This window comes from Helicobacter pylori Shi112 (genome assembly GCF_000277405.1).
Classification (GTDB): domain Bacteria; phylum Campylobacterota; class Campylobacteria; order Campylobacterales; family Helicobacteraceae; genus Helicobacter; species Helicobacter pylori_C.
Genome location: NC_017741.1, coordinates 869,286 through 886,703 on the forward strand (window position 1 = coordinate 869,286; position 17,418 = coordinate 886,703).

Annotated in this window: 18 protein-coding genes and 1 pseudogene; 11 read left to right on the plus strand and 8 right to left on the minus strand. The window is 34.5% G+C overall.

The features are described 5' to 3' along the window. Positions 1 to 6 precede the first annotated feature (6 nt). From cagE to cagG, 3 genes are read left to right on the plus strand one after another with little or no spacing between them, the layout of a single operon-like run. Positions 7 to 2,958, plus strand: a complete 2,952-nt coding sequence (cagE, locus tag HPSH112_RS04205; RefSeq protein ID WP_000495973.1) for a cag pathogenicity island type IV secretion system ATPase CagE — start codon at positions 7 to 9, stop codon at positions 2,956 to 2,958. Position 2,959: 1 nt separating this feature from the next. After that, positions 2,960 to 3,766 (plus strand): type IV secretion system chaperone CagF, encoded by an 807-nt coding sequence (gene cagF / locus HPSH112_RS04210; RefSeq protein WP_000814234.1) that lies wholly within the window; start codon positions 2,960 to 2,962, stop codon positions 3,764 to 3,766. 54 nt (positions 3,767 to 3,820) lie between these two features. Then, complete coding sequence (cagG, locus tag HPSH112_RS04215; RefSeq protein ID WP_000855894.1) at positions 3,821 to 4,252, plus strand: cag pathogenicity island type IV secretion system translocation protein CagG; 432 nt, start codon at positions 3,821 to 3,823, stop codon at positions 4,250 to 4,252. Here the strand turns inward: cagG and HPSH112_RS08760 are convergent. Then, positions 4,238 to 4,435 carry a hypothetical protein gene (locus tag HPSH112_RS08760; RefSeq protein WP_041199798.1) on the minus strand — a complete coding sequence of 66 codons (198 nt, stop codon included), beginning with the start codon at positions 4,433 to 4,435 and terminating at the stop codon, positions 4,238 to 4,240. The two genes, cagG and HPSH112_RS08760, sit on opposite strands and share 15 nt — an antisense overlap. Between HPSH112_RS08760 and HPSH112_RS04225 the strand changes: the two genes are divergently transcribed. The 3 genes from HPSH112_RS04225 to cagL are packed head-to-tail and all read left to right on the plus strand — an operon-like array spanning position 4,422 to position 7,220. Continuing rightward, positions 4,422 to 5,366, plus strand: a complete 945-nt coding sequence (locus HPSH112_RS04225) for a hypothetical protein (RefSeq protein ID WP_041199799.1) — start codon at positions 4,422 to 4,424, stop codon at positions 5,364 to 5,366. The two genes, HPSH112_RS08760 and HPSH112_RS04225, sit on opposite strands and share 14 nt — an antisense overlap. Positions 5,367 to 5,376: 10 nt before the next feature. Further along, positions 5,377 to 6,516 carry a cag pathogenicity island type IV secretion system translocation protein CagI gene (gene cagI, locus HPSH112_RS04230; RefSeq protein ID WP_000873306.1) on the plus strand — a complete coding sequence of 380 codons (1,140 nt, stop codon included), beginning with the start codon at positions 5,377 to 5,379 and terminating at the stop codon, positions 6,514 to 6,516. After that, complete coding sequence (gene cagL / locus HPSH112_RS04235; RefSeq protein ID WP_000855278.1) at positions 6,513 to 7,220, plus strand: cag pathogenicity island VirB5 family T4SS-associated adhesin CagL; 708 nt, start codon at positions 6,513 to 6,515, stop codon at positions 7,218 to 7,220. The genes cagI and cagL overlap by 4 nt, the downstream gene beginning before the upstream one ends. Positions 7,221 to 7,302: 82 nt before the next feature. Here cagL and cagN read toward each other — a convergent pair whose 3' ends face one another. Together cagN and cagM are read right to left on the minus strand one after the other, a co-directional pair. Next, on the minus strand, positions 7,303 to 8,223 hold the full coding sequence (cagN, locus tag HPSH112_RS04240; RefSeq protein ID WP_000835485.1) for a cag pathogenicity island type IV secretion system protein CagN: 921 nt from the start codon (positions 8,221 to 8,223) through the stop codon (positions 7,303 to 7,305). A 14-nt stretch (positions 8,224 to 8,237) separates the two neighbouring features. Next, entirely contained in the window at positions 8,238 to 9,368 is a 1,131-nt protein-coding gene (gene cagM / locus HPSH112_RS04245) for a type IV secretion system apparatus protein CagM (protein WP_000879910.1), read from the minus strand. A 422-nt stretch (positions 9,369 to 9,790) separates the two neighbouring features. On the opposite strand from cagM, the gene cagP reads away from it, so the two are divergent. Continuing rightward, the gene (cagP, locus tag HPSH112_RS04255) at positions 9,791 to 10,135 is read left to right on the plus strand and encodes a cag pathogenicity island protein CagP (RefSeq protein WP_041199800.1); all 345 of its coding nucleotides are present in this window, start codon (positions 9,791 to 9,793) and stop codon (positions 10,133 to 10,135) included. A 755-nt stretch (positions 10,136 to 10,890) separates the two neighbouring features. On the opposite strand, the gene HPSH112_RS08595 is transcribed toward cagP, so the two are convergent. Genes HPSH112_RS08595 through HPSH112_RS08765 form a run of 3 tightly spaced genes read right to left on the minus strand, consistent with a single transcriptional unit; the run spans position 10,891 to position 11,599 of the window. Next, on the minus strand, positions 10,891 to 11,046 hold the full coding sequence (locus HPSH112_RS08595; RefSeq protein WP_000608963.1) for a hypothetical protein: 156 nt from the start codon (positions 11,044 to 11,046) through the stop codon (positions 10,891 to 10,893). Positions 11,047 to 11,102: 56 nt separating this feature from the next. After that, positions 11,103 to 11,483 carry a cag pathogenicity island protein gene (locus tag HPSH112_RS04260; protein WP_080024708.1) on the minus strand — a complete coding sequence of 127 codons (381 nt, stop codon included), beginning with the start codon at positions 11,481 to 11,483 and terminating at the stop codon, positions 11,103 to 11,105. Then, positions 11,420 to 11,599: a hypothetical protein gene (locus tag HPSH112_RS08765; RefSeq protein ID WP_000225828.1), complete on the minus strand. Its 180-nt coding sequence runs from the start codon at positions 11,597 to 11,599 to the stop codon at positions 11,420 to 11,422. Before HPSH112_RS08765 ends, HPSH112_RS04260 begins: the two co-directional genes overlap by 64 nt. 116 nt (positions 11,600 to 11,715) lie before the next feature. Here HPSH112_RS08765 and HPSH112_RS08770 point away from each other — a divergent pair. Together HPSH112_RS08770 and cagS are read left to right on the plus strand one after the other, a co-directional pair. Continuing rightward, positions 11,716 to 11,936, plus strand: a pseudogene (locus HPSH112_RS08770) (CCA tRNA nucleotidyltransferase); the annotation flags it as partial. Between the two features lie 492 nt (positions 11,937 to 12,428). After that, positions 12,429 to 13,028, plus strand: a complete 600-nt coding sequence (gene cagS / locus HPSH112_RS04275) for a cag pathogenicity island protein CagS (RefSeq protein WP_000069564.1) — start codon at positions 12,429 to 12,431, stop codon at positions 13,026 to 13,028. Positions 13,029 to 13,224: 196 nt separating this feature from the next. Here the strand turns inward: cagS and cagT are convergent, their stop codons facing one another. Further along, positions 13,225 to 14,067 (minus strand): type IV secretion system apparatus protein CagT, encoded by an 843-nt coding sequence (gene cagT / locus HPSH112_RS04280; RefSeq protein ID WP_000776469.1) that lies wholly within the window; start codon positions 14,065 to 14,067, stop codon positions 13,225 to 13,227. Positions 14,068 to 14,082: 15 nt separating this feature from the next. Then, on the minus strand, positions 14,083 to 14,730 hold the full coding sequence (cagU, locus tag HPSH112_RS04285) for a cag pathogenicity island translocation protein CagU (RefSeq protein ID WP_001000464.1): 648 nt from the start codon (positions 14,728 to 14,730) through the stop codon (positions 14,083 to 14,085). 273 nt (positions 14,731 to 15,003) lie between these two features. On the opposite strand from cagU, the gene cagV reads away from it, so the two are divergent. After that, positions 15,004 to 15,762 carry a cag pathogenicity island type IV secretion system protein CagV gene (cagV, locus tag HPSH112_RS04290; protein ID WP_000900772.1) on the plus strand — a complete coding sequence of 253 codons (759 nt, stop codon included), beginning with the start codon at positions 15,004 to 15,006 and terminating at the stop codon, positions 15,760 to 15,762. A 4-nt stretch (positions 15,763 to 15,766) separates the two neighbouring features. Next, complete coding sequence (cagW, locus tag HPSH112_RS04295) at positions 15,767 to 17,374, plus strand: cag pathogenicity island VirB6 family T4SS protein CagW (protein ID WP_000481889.1); 1,608 nt, start codon at positions 15,767 to 15,769, stop codon at positions 17,372 to 17,374. The last annotated feature ends 44 nt before the right edge of the window (positions 17,375 to 17,418 follow it).

Consider the following 17,418-nt stretch of genomic DNA (forward strand, 5'->3'; position numbering starts at 1 on the left):
AGAGGGGTGTTTGTGGCAAGCAAGCAAGCTGACGAACAAAAAAAGCTAATCATAGAGCAAGAGGTTCAAAAGCGGCAGTTTCAAAAAATAGAAGAGCTTAAAGCAGACATGCAAAAAGGCGTCAATCCCTTTTTTAAAGTCTTGTTTGATGGGGGGAATAGGTTGTTTGGTTTCCCTGAAACTTTTATTTATTCCTCTATATTTATATTGTTTGTAACAATTGTATTATCTGTTATTCTTTTTCAAGCCTATGAACCTGTTTTGATTGTGGCGATTGTTATTGTGCTTGTAGCTCTTGGATTCAAGAAAGATTATAGGCTTTATCAAAGAATGGAGCGAGCGATGAAATTTAAAAAACCTTTTTTGTTTAAGGGCGTGAAAAACAAAGCATTCATGAGCATTTTTTCCATGAAGCCTAGTAAAGAAATGGCTAATGACATCCACTTAAATCCAAACAGAGAAGACAGACTTGTGAGTGCTGCAAACTCCTATTTGGCGAATAGCTATGAATGTTTTTTAGATGATGGGGTGATCCTTACTAACAACTATTCTCTTTTAGGCACAATCAAATTGGGGGGCATTGATTTTTTAACCACTTCCAAAAAAGATCTCATAGAGTTACACGCTTCTATTTATAGCGTTTTTAGGAATTTTGTTACCCCTGAATTCAAATTCTATTTTCACACTGTTAAAAAGAAAATCGTTATTGATGAAACCAATAGGGACTATAGTCTTGCTTTTTCTAATGATTTTATGCGAGCCTATAATGAGAAGCAAAAGAGAGAAAGCTTTTATGATATTAGTTTTTTTCTGACCATAGAGCAAGATTTATTAGACACTCTCAATGAACCTGTTATGAATAAAAAGCATTTTGCAGACAATAATTTTGAAGAGTTTCAAAGGATTATTAGAGCCAAGCTTGAAAACTTCAAGGATAAGATAGAGCTCATAGAAGAGCTATTGAGTAAATACCACCCCACTAGATTAAAAGAATACATTAAAGATGGGGTTGTTTATTCCAAACAATGCGAGTTTTACAATTTTCTTGTGGGAATGAATGAAGCCCCTTTTATTTGCAACAGAAAAGACTTGTATCTCAAGGAAAAAATGCATGGTGGGGTGAAAGAAGTTTATTTTGCCAATAAGCATGGAAAAATCTTAAATGATGATTTGAGTGAAAAATATTTTAGCGCTATTGAGATTAGTGAATACGCCCCTAAATCACAGAGCGATTTGTTTGACAAGATCAACGCTCTAGACAGCGAATTTATCTTTATGCATGCTTATTCGCCTAAAAACTCACAGGTTTTAAAGGACAAGCTAGCTTTCACCTCTAGAAGGATTATTATTAGTGGGGGTTCTAAAGAGCAGGGCATGACTTTAGGTTGCTTGAGCGAATTAGTGGGTAATGGTGATATTACGCTAGGCAGTTATGGTAATTCTTTAGTGCTGTTTGCTGATAGCTTTGAAAAAATGAAACAAAGCGTCAAGGAATGCGTCTCTAGTCTTAACGCTAAAGGTTTTTTAGCCAACGCAGCGACTTTCTCTATGGAAAATTACTTTTTTGCCAAACATTGCTCTTTTATTACGCTTCCTTTTATTTTTGATGTAACTTCTAATAATTTTGCTGATTTTATCGCTATGAGAGCGATGAGTTTTGATGGCAATCAAGAGAATAACGCTTGGGGTAATAGCGTCATGACGCTAAAAAGCGAGATCAATTCGCCTTTTTATCTGAACTTCCACATGCCTACTGATTTTGGTTCAGCTTCAGCAGGACACACTTTGATACTTGGCTCAACAGGTTCAGGTAAGACAGTGTTTATGTCAATGACTCTAAACGCTATGGGACAATTTGCTCACAATTTTCCTGCTAATGTCAGCAAAGACAAGCAAAAGCTCACTATGGTCTATATGGATAAAGATTATGGCGCTTATGGGAATATTGTCGCAATGGGTGGGGAGTATGTCAAAATTGAGCTAGGGACAGATACAGGATTAAATCCTTTTGCTTGGGCGGCTTGTGTGCAAAAAACAAATACAACAATGGAGCAAAAACAAACAGCTATTTCTGTTGTCAAAGAGCTTGTGAAAAACTTAGCAACCAAAAGCGATGAAAAAGATGAAAATGGCAACAGCATCTCTTTTAGCCTAACTGATTCTAATACGCTTGCAGCGGCAGTAACCAACCTTATCACAGGAGATATGAACCTAGATTATCCCATCACTCAACTTATTAATGCTTTCGGAAAAGACCACAATGATCCTAATGGGCTTGTCGCGCGATTAGCGCCTTTTTGTAAATCAACCAATGGTGAATTTCAATGGCTTTTTGATAATAAAGCAACAGATCGCTTAGATTTTTCAAAAACGATTATTGGCGTTGATGGGTCAAGTTTCCTAGACAATAATGATGTTTCGCCCTTTATTTGTTTTTACCTTTTCGCTCGTATCCAAGAGGCAATGGATGGGCGTAGATTTGTCTTAGATATTGATGAAGCTTGGAAATATTTAGGCGATCCAAAGGTCGCTTATTTTGTAAGAGACATGCTAAAAACTGCAAGGAAAAGAAACGCTATTGTTAGACTTGCGACTCAAAGCATCACTGATCTTTTGGCTTGCCCTATTGCTGATACTATTAGAGAACAATGCCCTACAAAGATTTTTTTGAGAAACGATGGGGGCAATCTTTCTGATTACCAAAGATTAGCTAATGTTACAGAAAAAGAATTTGAAATCATCACTAAGGGGCTAGATAGGAAAATTCTCTACAAACAAGATGGAAGCCCTAGCGTTATCGCTAGTTTTAATTTGAGAGGCATTCCTAAAGAATATTTGAAAATTTTATCCACAGATACTGTATTTGTCAAAGAAATTGACAAGATTATACAAAATCGTAGTATCATAGATAAATATCAGGCCTTGAGGCAAATGTATCAACAAATAAAGGAGTATTAAAATGAAACAAAGTTTGCGTGAACAAAAATTATTGAAAATTTTAGAAAATGATGTCTTGACGATTTTGGATAGTTTTTCTAATTATCTTTTTGAACTGAAAGAAGAATTGGACTTCATAGAAGAAGAAATGGAAGGCGAAATCACTGAACAAAACCTTACCACTCTTTATGATTTTTCTAATTTCTTAGAAGACCATGTCAATGTGTTTTATGAGAATGTTTTAAATATAGATGATGTCAAAGCAGAACACCTTTATTCAGGTCTCATAGATAGTCTCAATGCTAATCTTCACTTTGTCAAGTCATTTCTCAGTAATCAGGATTTAGACTTCCGCTTTTTTAAAGAAATAAACGATGGGCAAGATCCCCAAAAAACACTATCAAGATTGATTCCTCTTCAAAGTGGGAAGAATGACGCAAGCTCGTTTAAAGAAAATAATTCTTTTGTATCATTAGTTTATGTTTATGTTTACTCCATGCTAGAAACTATCATGCAGTCGTATAGGATTCTCAGATTACTAGAAAAACCTATCAATAACAACATAAACGAGGATATGCAGAGCGATATAGAGAATTTTTTTGTTCAAGCGAATTTTTTAGAATACTATGTTCAGAACAAAATATACCCAACAAGTCATGCCTATGACTTCACGCATTTAATCATGGACTCCATTGTTCCTAATTGGATTCAGGTTGATATGAGCGTTGAAGCTAAAAAGAAAGAGCTTTTTGAAAAATATTTTCAAAACATTGATGAAGTAACAAACAAAATGCTCGATCAAAAAGATCAAAACAAAAATAGCGATTGAGTGGTGTTAATGTGCTAGAATAGTGCTAAAAATAAGAATAAAGGAGTCAAAAGTATGAAAACGAATTTTTATAAAATTAAATTACTATTTGCTTGGTGTCTTATCATTGGTATGTTTAACGCTCCGCTTAACGCTGACCAAAACACTGATATAAAAGATATTAGTCCTGAAGATATGGCACTAAATAGCGTGGGGCTTGTTTCTAGAGATCAACTAAAAATAGAGATCCCTAAAGAAACCCTAGAGCAAAAAGTGGCCATACTCAATGACTATAATGATAAGAATGTTAATATCAAGTTTGATAACATAAGTTTAGGGAGTTTTCAACCTAATGATAATCTAGGTATCAATGCGATGTGGGGCATTCAAAATCTTCTCATGAGCCAAATGATGGGCGATTACGGACCAAACAATCCTTTCATGTATGGTTATGCACCAACATATCCAGATTCATCGTTTTTACCACCAAGCTTAGGGGGGTATTAACATGGCAGGCACACAAGCTATATATGAATCATCTTCTGCAAGCTTCTTATCGCAAGTCTCATCAGTCATCTCAAGCACAAGTGGTGTTGCAGGGCCATTTGCAGGAATAGTGGCGGGTGCTATGACAGCAGCGATTATTCCTATTGTTGTGGCATTTACTAATCCGCAAATGACCGCTATCATGACCCAATACAATCAGAGCATCGCTGAAGCCGTAAGCATGCCTATGAAAGCCGCTAACCAACAATACAACCAATTGTATCAAGGTTTTAACGATCAAAGCATGGCTGTGGGGAACAATATCTTAAATATTAGCAAATTAACAGGGGAATTTAACGCGCAAGGCAACACGCAAGGCGCGCAAATTGGTGCTGTTAATAGTCAGATTGCAAGCATTTTAGCGAGTAACACTACCCCTAAAAATCCCAGTGCTATTGAAGCTTATGCGACGAATCAAATCGCTGTTCCTAGCGTGCCAACAACGGTTGAAATGATGAGCGGTATCTTAGGCAATATTACAAGTGCAACACCAAAATACGCCCTAGCCCTACAAGAGCAACTGCGTTCTCAAGCAAGCAACAGCTCAATGAATGATACAGCCGATTCCCTTGATAGCTGTACCGCTTTGGGTGCGCTTGCTAGCTCATCAAAAGTGTTTTTTAGTTGCATGCAAATTTCTATGACTCCTATGAGTGTCTCTATGCCCACTGTTTATGCCAAATACCAAGCGTTAGCCGCTAATGCCCTAACTTCAGGCGTTAATCCTATGACCACTCCTGCATGCCCTACTGGGGACAAAGTTCTTGTCGTTTATTGCTATGCTGAAAAAGTAGCAGAAATTTTGAGAGAATACTATATAGAATTTGTGAAAAACAATACCAATTTGTTGCAAAACGCTTCTCAAATGATACTTAATCAATCAGGATTAGCTACTAGCACCTATGACACTCAAGCGATTTCTAACATAAGCTCGCTATATAACTACAATATAGTAGCGAATAAATCTTTTTTGAAATCACATCTGACTTATCTTGATTACATCAAAGACAAACTTAAGGGGCAAAAAGATAGCTACCTAACAGAAAGGGTGCAAACTAAAATAATCGTGAAGTGAGGAAAGAGATGTGAAGTATTTTTTAAGCATATTTTCTTTCTTAACTTTTTTGTTTCTGAATGGTGGAGAGGCAGTAATAACGCTTGAACCTGCCTTAAAAGCCATTCAAGCGGATGCACAAGCCAAACAAAAAACCGCTCAAGCCGAATTAAAAGCCATAGAGGCTCAATCTAATGCCAAAGAAAAAGCCATTCAAGCGCAAATAGAGGGAGAATTGAGAACTCAGCTTGCAACTATGAGCGCTATGTTAAAAGGGGCTAATGGTGTTATTAATGGTGTCAATGGCATGACAGGGGGGTTTTTTGCAGGTTCAGACATCTTGCTTGGCATCATGCAAGGGTATTCAAGCGCGCTTAGCGCATTGGGGGGAAATGTCAAAATGATCGTAGAAAAACAAAAAATTAATACCCAAACAGAAATCCAAAACATGCAAATCGCGCTCCAAAAAAATAACGAAATAATCAAGCTCAAAATGAACCAGCAAAACGCTCTCTTAGAAGCGTTAAAAAACAGCTTTGAACCGAGCGTTACCCTAAAAACACAAATGGAAATGCTTTCTCAAGCTCTAGGAAGTTCTTCTGACAACACTAAATACATCGCTTACAATACGATTGGTATCAAGGCGTTTGAAGAAACTTTAAAAGGTTTTGAAACATGGTTGGAAGTGGCTATGCAAAAAGCGACCCTTATTGACTACAATTCCCTAACAGGTCAGGCTTTGTTTCAAAGCGCCATCTACGAGCCTGCTCTTAGTTTTTTTTCAAGCATGGGTGCACCATTTGGAATCATTGAAACATTTACTCTGGCACCCACAAAATGCCCCTATCTTGATGGGCTAAAAATTTCAGCATGCCTTATGGAACAGGTTATTCAGAATTACAGAAAGATTGTAGCCCTTATTCAAAATAAACTGAATGATGCAGATTTTCAAAATATCGCTTATTTGAATGGGATCAATGAAGAAATCAAAACCTTAAAAGGATCAGTAGATTTGAATGCGCTCATAGAAGTTGCTATCTTAAACGCAGAAAACCATTTAAACTATATAGAGAATCTTGAAAAAAAAGCCGACCTTTGGGAAGAACAACTGAAATTAGAGAGAGAAACGACAGCAAGAAACATTGCTAGCTCTAAAGTTATTGTCAAATGAAAACACTCGTGAAAAATACCATATCTTCTTTTTTGCTATTGTCTGTTTTGATGGCAGAAGATATAACAAGCGGCTTAAAGCAACTTGATAGAACCTACAAAGAGACCAACCAACAAGTGCTCAAAAACTTAGATGAGATTTTTTCAACCACTAGCCCTAGCGCTAATATAGGTAAAGAAGATGCTCTAAACATCAAAAAAGCAGCCATTGCTTTGAGGGGAGATTTAGCGTTATTGAAAGCCAATTTTGAAGCGAATGAGTTATTTTTCATCTCAGAAGATGTGATTTTCAAGACTTATATGTCTAGCCCTGAACTTTTATTAACCTATATGAAAATCAATCCCTTAGACCAAAACACTGCTGATCAGCAATGCGGAATATCCGATAAAGTTTTAGTTCTTTATTGTGAGGGGAAGCTGAAAATCGAGCAAGAAAAACAAAATATAAGAGAGCGTTTAGAAACTTCTCTAAAGGCGTATCAGAGCAACATTGGAGGTACAGCTTCCTTAATCACTGCTTCACAGACGCTTGTAGAAAGCCTAAAGAATAAAAATTTCATCAAAGGAATCAGAAAGCTTATGTTAGCTCACAACAAGGTCTTTTTAAATTATTTAGAGAAGTTGGACGCATTAGAAATATCCCTAGAACAAAGTAAGCGACAATACCTACAAGAAAGGCAATCAAGTAAGATTATTGTTAAATGATTTTTCTGAGACAACAAGCTATGATTTCTAACCTTTGGGATTTGTTTCTCTAGTTGTTTTTTTGAGCTAATAATTTTGATCGCTATTTTTTTCCATGAGCGATGCTTTGTTCTATTTGATTAATGACGCTATTGGGCAGTTCAGATTTAGAGCGATTGTTTGAGAATGCTGCATCTTTTGCTTCATTTTTTTTTGTATCAGTAGCTCCAAACTCACTTGCATTTGTAGTATCTTGGTAGTTATTTTCTTGCTCCATTTCTTTTTTTCTCTTCTCACAAATAGCACACGAAGCTATAAGAAAGGTTCTATTGTTGCTGTTATTAAGAGCGAGCTTTAAACCACTCAAGTGTTGTCTAGAAAACTTGTTATTTTCTGTCTCTATTTCTTGAATTTTTTCTAATAAGGGGGCAAGAATTTTTTGATCCTTGATGCCTTTGATCAAACACTTTCTTAACCCATCGTAATCGTTGCTTGAAATAATACACTCATTGATAATGGCTTCAATTTCAGGCGTTCTCCACTCATTAGGCACAAGCGGAGTAGCAGGTTTCACAAAAGCTTCATTCACCTTATTGATCATCTCATCAAAGTTATCATCTTTATTAGATTTGGTTTCAGTGGAAGAATTACTATTAGGATTGCCATTCAAAGGGTTAGCGTTAGTTTCATTTAATTCTTGTAATCCCTTGTGCTTAGTCGCTTTTTTTTGAATAGAAGAGTTGTTCTTTTTTTCAAACGCTTCAATATTTTTTTGAATTTGCTCCGCTCTCGCCCTATCATTTCGTAATTTTTCTCTCAAAGCGTTAGTGGCGAATTTTTTTTCCTCTTCTGTAACTTCTTTGTCGTCATGTCTTTGATGGAGTGTTTTGATTTTTTTAAAGCCTAAAGCCACTAATTTTTTGTATTCACTCGGTAATAATGCTGTATTGATAGCGTTTAAGCCCCCATAAATAACTAAAAAATAAAGAGCGACAGAACCTAGTTTTTTGAAGATACTTTTCAAGAGTGTCTCCTTTCCTATTCAAAGGGATTATTTTTGGCAACATTGTTTCGGTATGCAGAAAGCACTGTTTTGAAGAAGTTAAATATCTTGTAGTGTTCTTTTTGCATAGTTGTTTTGTCGCTCATCATAGGATCGCTATCTACGAAAATATTGTATTCATTAGTCTTTTTTAATATAGATTTTTTGGATTGGGTATCAAAATTGAAGCTGTCTAAAACCAACAAACACAATTTTTGTTTTTGAGCGAAACTCAATTTTTGATTGGTAAAGTTTTTAGTCAGAGTATTCAATTCCACATCATCTTTGACATTTTTCAACAAGTTAGAAAAAGCCTCATAGCCCCTTAAGTATTTCTCATTGATCTTATCAATCGCCATGCTAAACGCCAAGCGTTCCGAGTTAAAAATAAGCGTGTTAGTAGCTTTTTGAGCGATATCTTTTGCTTTGGAGTCAAACTTGTTTCTTTCAAGCTGTAAGTAATAATCTATATTATCCAATTCTTTTCTGCTCAATAAATTAGAAATGTTATTGGAATATTCTTCAATCGCTTGCTTGTAAGATAAAGCTAATCGGCTCGCTTTTTTGTTTTGTTCTTCATCTAAAGAAAACACACCCATTTGAAGCAAAGCCTGAGCCTTATCTTTAGTGGTAGCGGTAGTTTTTTTGAAAATGTTGCTGTTTTTGACTTGTGGGTAGTAATAACTCAAACGCTCCTTATCTTCTTTGGTGAATGTTTCTTGGTTTAAAACATAGGCATAAGGGTTAGGAAGAAGTTTCTTATAGAGAGAGTTATCTTTTAAGGCTTGCTCTAGATCCCCATAAGCCTTTGACTTAGCAGTAAGGATCTTACCTCTTGTCTCTTTCTCTAGAGCCTCTTTTTCTTTTTTGTATTTGTTTTCTAAATCTAAAAGAACTTTAGCTCTATGATCCACAAGCTCTTTGATTTTTTGTTTTCTAAAAATCAAGTCTTCTAAGAAATCATGCGTATTATTTAAGAGCTTTTTGCGGGCCTTAAGAGCGTCTTCTTTTGCAGCCACCTCTTCTTGTTCTTTTTTTATCTCGTTGAAAAATGAACCAAACTGCTCCACATTAGCCGACAAAACTCCAAACGCAACCAATGAGCTAAAAACGATTTTTGCAAGCATCTTATAATTTTTGTAACCTAAATTTCAAAGAATATCAATGCATTTTACCACAATTTTTACAAAACTATGGATCAAAATTTTTCCATATCCAAAAGGTAAGTAAAATCCAGGTCTTATAGTGTTATGTTTTTCTTGCTTGTATGCGGCTTGTTGGTATTTTTTAAGTTTCTCTTAAGATTATTTTTATAAAATGGGCTAGTGTTTTTTAAATGAAAAACTCCTTTGTTCTTTAACAGATGTTTTCTGTTCTTTGTTTGGCATAAACAAACAAATCGTTGGTTTGTGCTATACCACATGCTAGTATCAGCAAGTGGGGGTATTCTTTGAGATTTGGAGTTAGATTAGGGTGGTTTTGTAAAATATTTATTATTTTATGCTCCTTTATAGGTTCACCGCCTTGAACTATTGCTTTAAAAACCAAAATGAAACAACCGATTAGCAAATTAAAACAAAACTTCTTACAATTCAAACATTCTTTCAATAAACATTTAGATAAGTACAGCTTATATTATAGGCTGTTCAATATTAGCTCTATCGTTATAGGTTTTTTAATAGGGCTTTTTTCTTATGGGGCAGGGGTGATTTTAGTTTATCCAATATTATTCTTATTTGCTCTTATAACAAAACCTAGCTTTTTTTATTACACTACTTATCTTTTGCTACTCGTTTCTCTCAGTGCAATAAGCAAATACTATCTCTTAAGCCACGCAAATTTCACAATGAAGCTAATCATACTTATGACTCAATGGCAAAACTGGTTCTTGTAAGTATCTCAAGCTCTAATAATAACTTTATCTTACTAGCGAAAACTCCGTCCTTTAAAGCACTATATGCAAGCGCCTAGCCCATTAGGTTATTTTTAGTATGGTTCTATCTCATCCATTTAATTTTTAGTGTATTCTGCTAAACATTGGAGTGTCCCCACAACTCCTAACAATAGATCAATTTAAACTAAAAAGTGTTAAGATACTTCCATGAAATCCAATAAATTACAACACTCCTTTTGTCTATAACCAAGCCTATCATTTAATAAAGGGTCAAGATAACTCAATTTTCAAAAAGGAGTCTTAAGTTACCACTATTACGATGTTAAACAAGTTTTTAATTAAAATTCTCAAGACCAAATTCAGAGAGATTATTCAATATTTTTCAATGGATATTGAGCTTTTCAAAATAGCATAAATCAATCATAAATCAATAATCAATAAAATCATGATGTTCAGCTAGTGAGCTATTACCCATTTTAAGGGAATTTAGCAACCTTGATGAGATTATAGTGTAATAGCGAGAAATCTTATGATAGATTAGTGGGCTATAAGATCAAAACACACTATAGAGTGAAACTCTTAAAGAATTAAAGAATAAATGGCGTAGAGAGTTTTTGTTCTTTTTAAAAAGGTTGTTTAATAAAATTAAAGTCATAAAAAGAGTATGCGTTTTTAGCGTGTTTTTAGGTGGAAAATCATTGGTTTTTTAAGGTTTTTGTAGTGAAAAGGCAGATTTTAGTGGGTATTGCGGTGGTTTAGTTATTAATATTGTAATTGTTTTTATCTGATAGATACAAGCGCTTCTCTTTTAATTCTTTGATTCTACTGAGTGAAAATCCTTTGTCTTGTTGTTCTAAAGTCTCTTTTGAAACGAGTAGAAAATTAAGGGCGGTAAAAACCTTGTTGATCAAACAAATCCCTCCGTGAAAGATGAAAAAATTCCATCTTTAGTATGGTTAATACACCACTAAAGTTTTACTTGGGGGACACCCATTTTATTAGCGGTTTTGTCTGATTTGCTACTGCTAAAACCATTGCCAATCAAAGCAGATCCCATGTTTTTCATACTACCAAATCCATTCTTCAGCACTTCCGTCATAAAATTCTTGATATTATCCATGGGTAAGTTGAATTTCTTCTCTAATATTTCATTAAGTCCCATCATTAACATTAGAAAGAACAAAAAATTTAATATCATAGAAAACAAATCACTAGATAAACCCATAAAAAGATTTGTTCCGCCACCCAACAAAGAAGCTAAAATTTTTCCCATAATCAGTCCTTTTATTTTTGGTTGTACAAGTTCTCGCTTGCTCGGAGTTCTAATGCGTGTTTTAGCAGAGAGCACTCCACAGCAGTATACAAACCACTAAGAAAATCCTTTAATCCATTGGTAAAATTATTCACAAAATCAAGTGCTAAATAATCACCAATCACAAACAAATCAAATATTTTTGCCACCAAACATTCATATTCTTTTTGTTTTTATCCCCCTATTATAGCAAATTTTTCTTAATATTAAATTGGAAAACCACCACCATACCAAAAACAAAATTGCCAACACACTTAACACAGAATTGTTTTTAAAGAACGCTCCTTTGAATTTAAAATCATGGAGTTTGGGATTAAGATTGCTATGGGTTTTTAAAAATAAAGAAAGTTTAGAAAATTTACGATATTCTAAAAAATTTGTATTTTATTTGCTTAAATTAAAGAATGCTACAAAGCCTTTTTAAATATCCATAACAAAACAGAATTAAAATTTGTGTCAAGACAACTTAAAGCGGATTTTTCTAATCTATTTTAACAAGGCTTGATACAAGTTTTCCTTATACCTAAACTCACACTCCTTTTTAAAAGGATCAAAAACTCTCTATGCCATTGATATGGTTTTTTCTTTTTTCCCAATGTATTTGGTCTTGAGAATTTTAATTAAAAACTTGTTTAACATCGTGATAGTGGTAACTTAAGACTCCTTTTTGAAAATTGAGTTATCTTGACCCTTTATTTTAGTTGTAACGCATTTTTACGACTTATCTTGCTTTTTTATAGCATTAAAACTTTTTTAAATCGGTTTTTAGAACTATTTGTGAAAGCGTTTTTTGTAGGTTTTGAAAAATAGATATAAGAGTGATTGAAACAATATTTTATGGTTAAAAAATAGTTTCTTGCTCTTTGAATTATGACTGCTCTGAAATTTTCACACAACAGATATTGTATAATTTTAATATAAAACTTTACGATTTAAACAATCTGAAGAGAAACAAAATCCATTGAAGGGATCAAGAGCGATATGAGTAATAACATGCGAAAACTCTTCTCAATGATTGCTGACTCAAAAGATAAGAAAGAAAAACTTATTGAGAGTTTGCAGGAGAACGAACTTTTAAACACTGATGAAAAAAAGAAAATCATAGATCAAATAAAAACCATGCATGATTTTTTCAAACAGATACATACGAACAAGGGAGCGTTAGATAAGGTTCTAAGAAATTACATGAAAGATTATCGCGCTGTTATCAAAAGCATTGGTGTTGATAAGTTTAAAAAGGTTTATCGATTGCTTGAGAGTGAGACTATGGAGCTGTTGTGCGCGATTGCAAAGAATCCTAATTTCTTATTCTCTAAATTTGATCGATCAATTCTTGGAATATTTCTGCCTTTCTTCAGTAAGCCCATCATGTTCAAGATGAGTATTAGAGAAATGGACTCGCAAATAGAATTGTATGGCACTAAGCTCCCACTATTGAAATTGTTTGTGATGACAGATGAAGAAGTGAATTTCTATGCTAATCTAAAAACCATTGAACAATATAACGACTATGTTAGGGATTTGCTGATGAAATTTGATCTTGAAAAATACATGAAAGAAAAAGGAGTGCAAAATGCTTGATGTGGAAAACGAACAAAAAATCTCGGTGTAACTAACAAAGTTTGAAAAATATTTGTCTCAGGCAGAGATAGAATTAAAAAATGGTGAGTGCTTTAAAAAGATTACCTACTTGATCGCCCTACCTATCAAGTAAGGCTAACGCCTATTGGCGTTGCTCTCTACCCTTAGAAAAAAGCACTCTCTCCCTTTCTTCCAATCACTTACCACTGAGCAAACTTCTGATTTGATTGCGCAAGTATTCATTCTCTCTTTCTTCTTGTAGCTTCTCCCTAACTTCTTCTTCTTTGGTTTGCATGTTCAAGTTGCCATTCTTAAAAATCTCAGAACTAATCACATTCTGTCTCATTTGATAACCTGCACGATTACTCAATGTTTCTAAAATTTCTCGTTGGTTATTTTTTCTAGTGGTATATTCTTGTTCCTTGTCTTGTAAGAGCATTTTGTAATACTGATTGATTTTTTCTAGCTGAGCTTTTTCTCTTGCCACTTCATTGATCACTTGCTTGTTGTTTGCTCCACTCACATCATAGCCATGCAAGTTTTTTGTGTTAGCTCCTAGCATTGGCTGACTTCCTTGCAACACATCAAAGGTCTGTGGTTGTTCTTTGTTGTTAGGATTATCATTATAGTTACTCGCTATCATCACCACACCCTTTTGATTCAAAGTAGGCTGCAAGTAAAAATCAATATCGGATCTCGCTCCATTAGCTTGGAAGTAATTCTTGTATTGAAGTATCTTATTGGCATCGCCTATGAGCGTAATCTTTTTAGAATGATGAACAAGTTTGAAAGTTAACACAACTTGTTTATTATCCAACAAATAGTCCTTGTAATTTGGCAACTTCACTTGCACCATGAATGGTGTGTCTTTGAGTTTGTCATTTAAGGGTATCTCACTATACTTCTCTATCAGTTCATTATACACAGGCGTATAAACATGGTTCTTTTGTTTCACCACTTTTTTCGCATAATTACTGCACGCGCTTAAAGTTAAGCACAGAATTGTCGCACCGATTAAAACACTTGCTCTCAGTTTCATTGTTGTTTCTCCTTATTACTCTTGTTTCTTTGAAGTGAAAAGACCATAGATAAAATTTTTTATACCAATGACCTTAATAACTTTATAGATCAAATAGCCCATACCTATGAAGCAAATATTTTTCAAAACAAAAAGCACCTTATCGTTAGTGCTACCAATTCCTAATATATATAGTTCATAAATAGATCTAATTGTTTCTAATCCAAAAAACAAAACCGCACCTACACCAAAGGCATAGTAAAAATACTGAAGTTTTAGTTTTGTTTTTAAACTTTCCACCAGATCCGTGTTTTTGCTAGTTCTTAAAAATACAAAATAGATTGCAAACAAAACAAATATCCCACCCATACATAGTCCTAACAGATGCTCTAGTCCACCTATATATCCCAAGAATGAATGAGCGTATGCTTCCATTATTCTCTGTTTGGCTTGTCCTATCTGCATCAGAAGTTCATACCTTTTTTCTTGCGGTAGCTTTTCTATTTCTATTAGGATATTTTTCAACTCTTCTTGATTCTTTAGAGCTTCGTGAAATCTTTGCTCCCCTAAACTCCCTTTAGGATATAACGAGTCTAGCAAATTTAAAAGATCATTGCTCTGTGAGTTGCTAGGTGATGGAGCGTTTAGCGAATTGGATCCATGGTGCTCTGTTGTATCGTTCATGAAACTCCTTTCAAGAATTAAATTGAGAAATTGTTTTGTTATTATACCATTCTCTCTCTGAGTTGTGATTGTCTTATCTCTTTGAATTAGGCGCTTCTAAAATTTCATTACTGAGTTACGGCTGCTTACTCATTGCTCTTACCTTAAATTAAATACATATTTTTACAGAAATTTTGCTATACTACAAATTAGTGTATTTTAAGGGGTTCTTAATGAAAAAATTTCTCAAGTTTTACAACCAACAAACCAATAACTAAACAATAGAGCTGTCGCATGTTAGGGAAAAAAAACGAGGAAGTCTTGATTGATGAAAATTTAGTTGGGGGTGTGATAGCCCTTGATAGATTGGCAAAACTCAATAAAGCCAATAGGACTTTCAAAAGGGCTTTTTATCTCTCTATGGCACTCAATATCGCTACTGTAACGAGTATTGTGATGATGATGCCTTTGAAGAAAACAGATATATTTGTTTATGGCATTGATCGATATACAGGAGAATTTAAAATTGTCAAACGCTCCGATGCTAGGCAAATTGTCAATTCTGAAGCTGTTGTGGATAGTGCAACTTCAAAATTTGTTTCATTGCTGTTTGGTTATAGCAAAAATTCTTTGAGGGATCGCAAGGATCAACTAATGCAGTATTGCGATGTGAGTTTCCAAACCCAAGCAATGAGAATGTTCAATGAAAATATCAGACAATTTGTAGATAAAGTCCGAGCAGAAGCTATCATTAGCTCCAACATACGAAGAGAAAAAGTCAAAAATAGTCCCTTAACGAGATTAACATTTTTCATTACCATTAAAATCACACCTGATACAATGGAAAATTATGAATATATTACTAAAAAAGAAGTAACTATTTATTATGATTTTGCCAGTGGTAACTCTTCTCAAGAAAATCTTATCATCAATCCTTTTGGCTTCAAAGTGTTTGACATTCAAATCACAGATTTACAAAACGAACAGACGGTAAGCGAAATTTTGAGAAAGATTAAAGAAGTGGAATCAAAAAATAAGGCATTAAAGAAATAAGAGCATGTTTAATATCAAAAGGACTTTTTTAATAACGATCATAAGTTTTTTTCTCATTGTTCCTAATTGGTTGAAAGCTATTGATTTGCCCATTGTTTCAAATCTCAAAATTTACCAAACAGTTTATTGCATGCTGATACCGAGTTATGTTTTAACCAACAAAAGTTTTGCAGATATTTTGACAGGTTATACATCTATTGGTGCATCAGGGAGTGGAAAGAGTTCAGGGCAGGGTGTGATCGAAGCGCTTAGTGCACCATTAGCTACAAGTTTAGCCGCTAGCAATCTAGTGAAATATTTGAATACTTTAGGTCCTTTATGGGGATCGGCGTGGGCAAGTGTTGCTACAGCTATACAAGGTTTTGCTCTAACCCCATCAGGTGGTTGCAATTTTGGTTGGAACGCATTGATAAATAAAAACATAGATGTATCCATGGATAGCATGCTAGACAATTTGAGCAACAAGATTCGGAATTTTACCAAAGGCGGTGTTGAGGACAATGTGAAAGGCAATGTTCTTTTACAAATAATTGGCTCAATAACCGCTCAAGTTTCTACGAATATTACAGCTGATGGTTTAATTTGGCTGATTGGCAAAGAATTCACTGCAAATAAACTGCAAAACAACACTACAGCCATGCTTGCTTTTGCCGCACTAGAATCTATTGTCAAAGGAGCGGACGTTGCTGTTCTTCCTGCATATGGTGTAGTCAATCTGCCTGATATTATCATAGGGCAAGGGTCATATCTTGATTTTGTTTCTTACCTAATTTATATTGTTTTTGGGATTTTTGTTTTTATTTCTTTTATGAAATTGAGAGATATTTCAAATAACATTCAGATTAACATAGGTTTTGAATACATGCGATTTGTTGGGGGGACATTATTCAAAATGGCGATGGTCTCTTTTATCGCCTATGCAGGTTTTGGTTATCTTTATAAAATCTCTTATTCCATTTATTTTGGTTTAGCAGGCGCTTTTGGGCTGAATCAAACTCTTTTTTGGGCTTTAGATTTAGTGCTGAATTACACTGTTAATTCAATTTTACCTGCGGTAAGAGCTGTTTTTTCTAATGTTGGCAACAACGCTCCTAGTTTATTACAAGGCTTGCAAGTTGCAGGTATTTCTTTATTCGCTATTTTTATGCAAGTAACTGTCATTATGAGAATAAGCACTGTTGTTGTGAAACCTTTGATAGCGGGGGCTTTTAGCGGTATTGTGTTCCCTATTGCGGTATGTTTGATCGTGCTAGATTGGTTCAAAGATTCTATGAAAAACATATTGATATGGTTTATTAATAATTTGTTTATCTTGGTTCTAGCTATTCCTATTTTGCTCTTTGGTGTTTTGGCATTATTGGCATTCAATTTGACCATAACGCCCTCTGCTGCTATACAAAACATCAATCAAGGGGGACTGGGTATCGATTCGACTCTTGCGAGTTTGATCACTTTATTTATTTTAAAAGGTTTCATAGAGACGATTATTGAGAGTGTCAATGCGATCGTTAATACCATTTTCAGTTCTGTCTCTATGGATGGTAGCAGAATGGATAGAGAAAGAGATGCCTTAATGGTGGGAAAAGTTGGTGGATCTATGTTTAAAAGATAAGCTACTTTATTCTTATGTTACAATTGCAAATATTTTTTAAGAGG

Coding starts and splice junctions, on each gene's coding strand:
- cagF (WP_000814234.1), top strand. CDS start 2,960: ATGAAACAAAGTTTGCGTGAACAAAAATTATTGAAAATTTTAGAAAAT.
- cagG (WP_000855894.1), top strand. CDS start 3,821: ATGAAAACGAATTTTTATAAAATTAAATTACTATTTGCTTGGTGTCTT.
- HPSH112_RS04225 (WP_041199799.1), top strand. CDS start 4,422: ATGACCGCTATCATGACCCAATACAATCAGAGCATCGCTGAAGCCGTA.
- HPSH112_RS08760 (WP_041199798.1), bottom strand. CDS start 4,435: ATGATAGCGGTCATTTGCGGATTAGTAAATGCCACAACAATAGGAATA.
- cagL (WP_000855278.1), top strand. CDS start 6,513: ATGAAAACACTCGTGAAAAATACCATATCTTCTTTTTTGCTATTGTCT.
- cagM (WP_000879910.1), bottom strand. CDS start 9,368: ATGCTTGCAAAAATCGTTTTTAGCTCATTGGTTGCGTTTGGAGTTTTG.
- cagP (WP_041199800.1), top strand. CDS start 9,791: ATGAAACAACCGATTAGCAAATTAAAACAAAACTTCTTACAATTCAAA.
- cagS (WP_000069564.1), top strand. CDS start 12,429: ATGAGTAATAACATGCGAAAACTCTTCTCAATGATTGCTGACTCAAAA.
- cagT (WP_000776469.1), bottom strand. CDS start 14,067: ATGAAACTGAGAGCAAGTGTTTTAATCGGTGCGACAATTCTGTGCTTA.
- cagU (WP_001000464.1), bottom strand. CDS start 14,730: ATGAACGATACAACAGAGCACCATGGATCCAATTCGCTAAACGCTCCA.
- cagV (WP_000900772.1), top strand. CDS start 15,004: ATGTTAGGGAAAAAAAACGAGGAAGTCTTGATTGATGAAAATTTAGTT.
- cagW (WP_000481889.1), top strand. CDS start 15,767: ATGTTTAATATCAAAAGGACTTTTTTAATAACGATCATAAGTTTTTTT.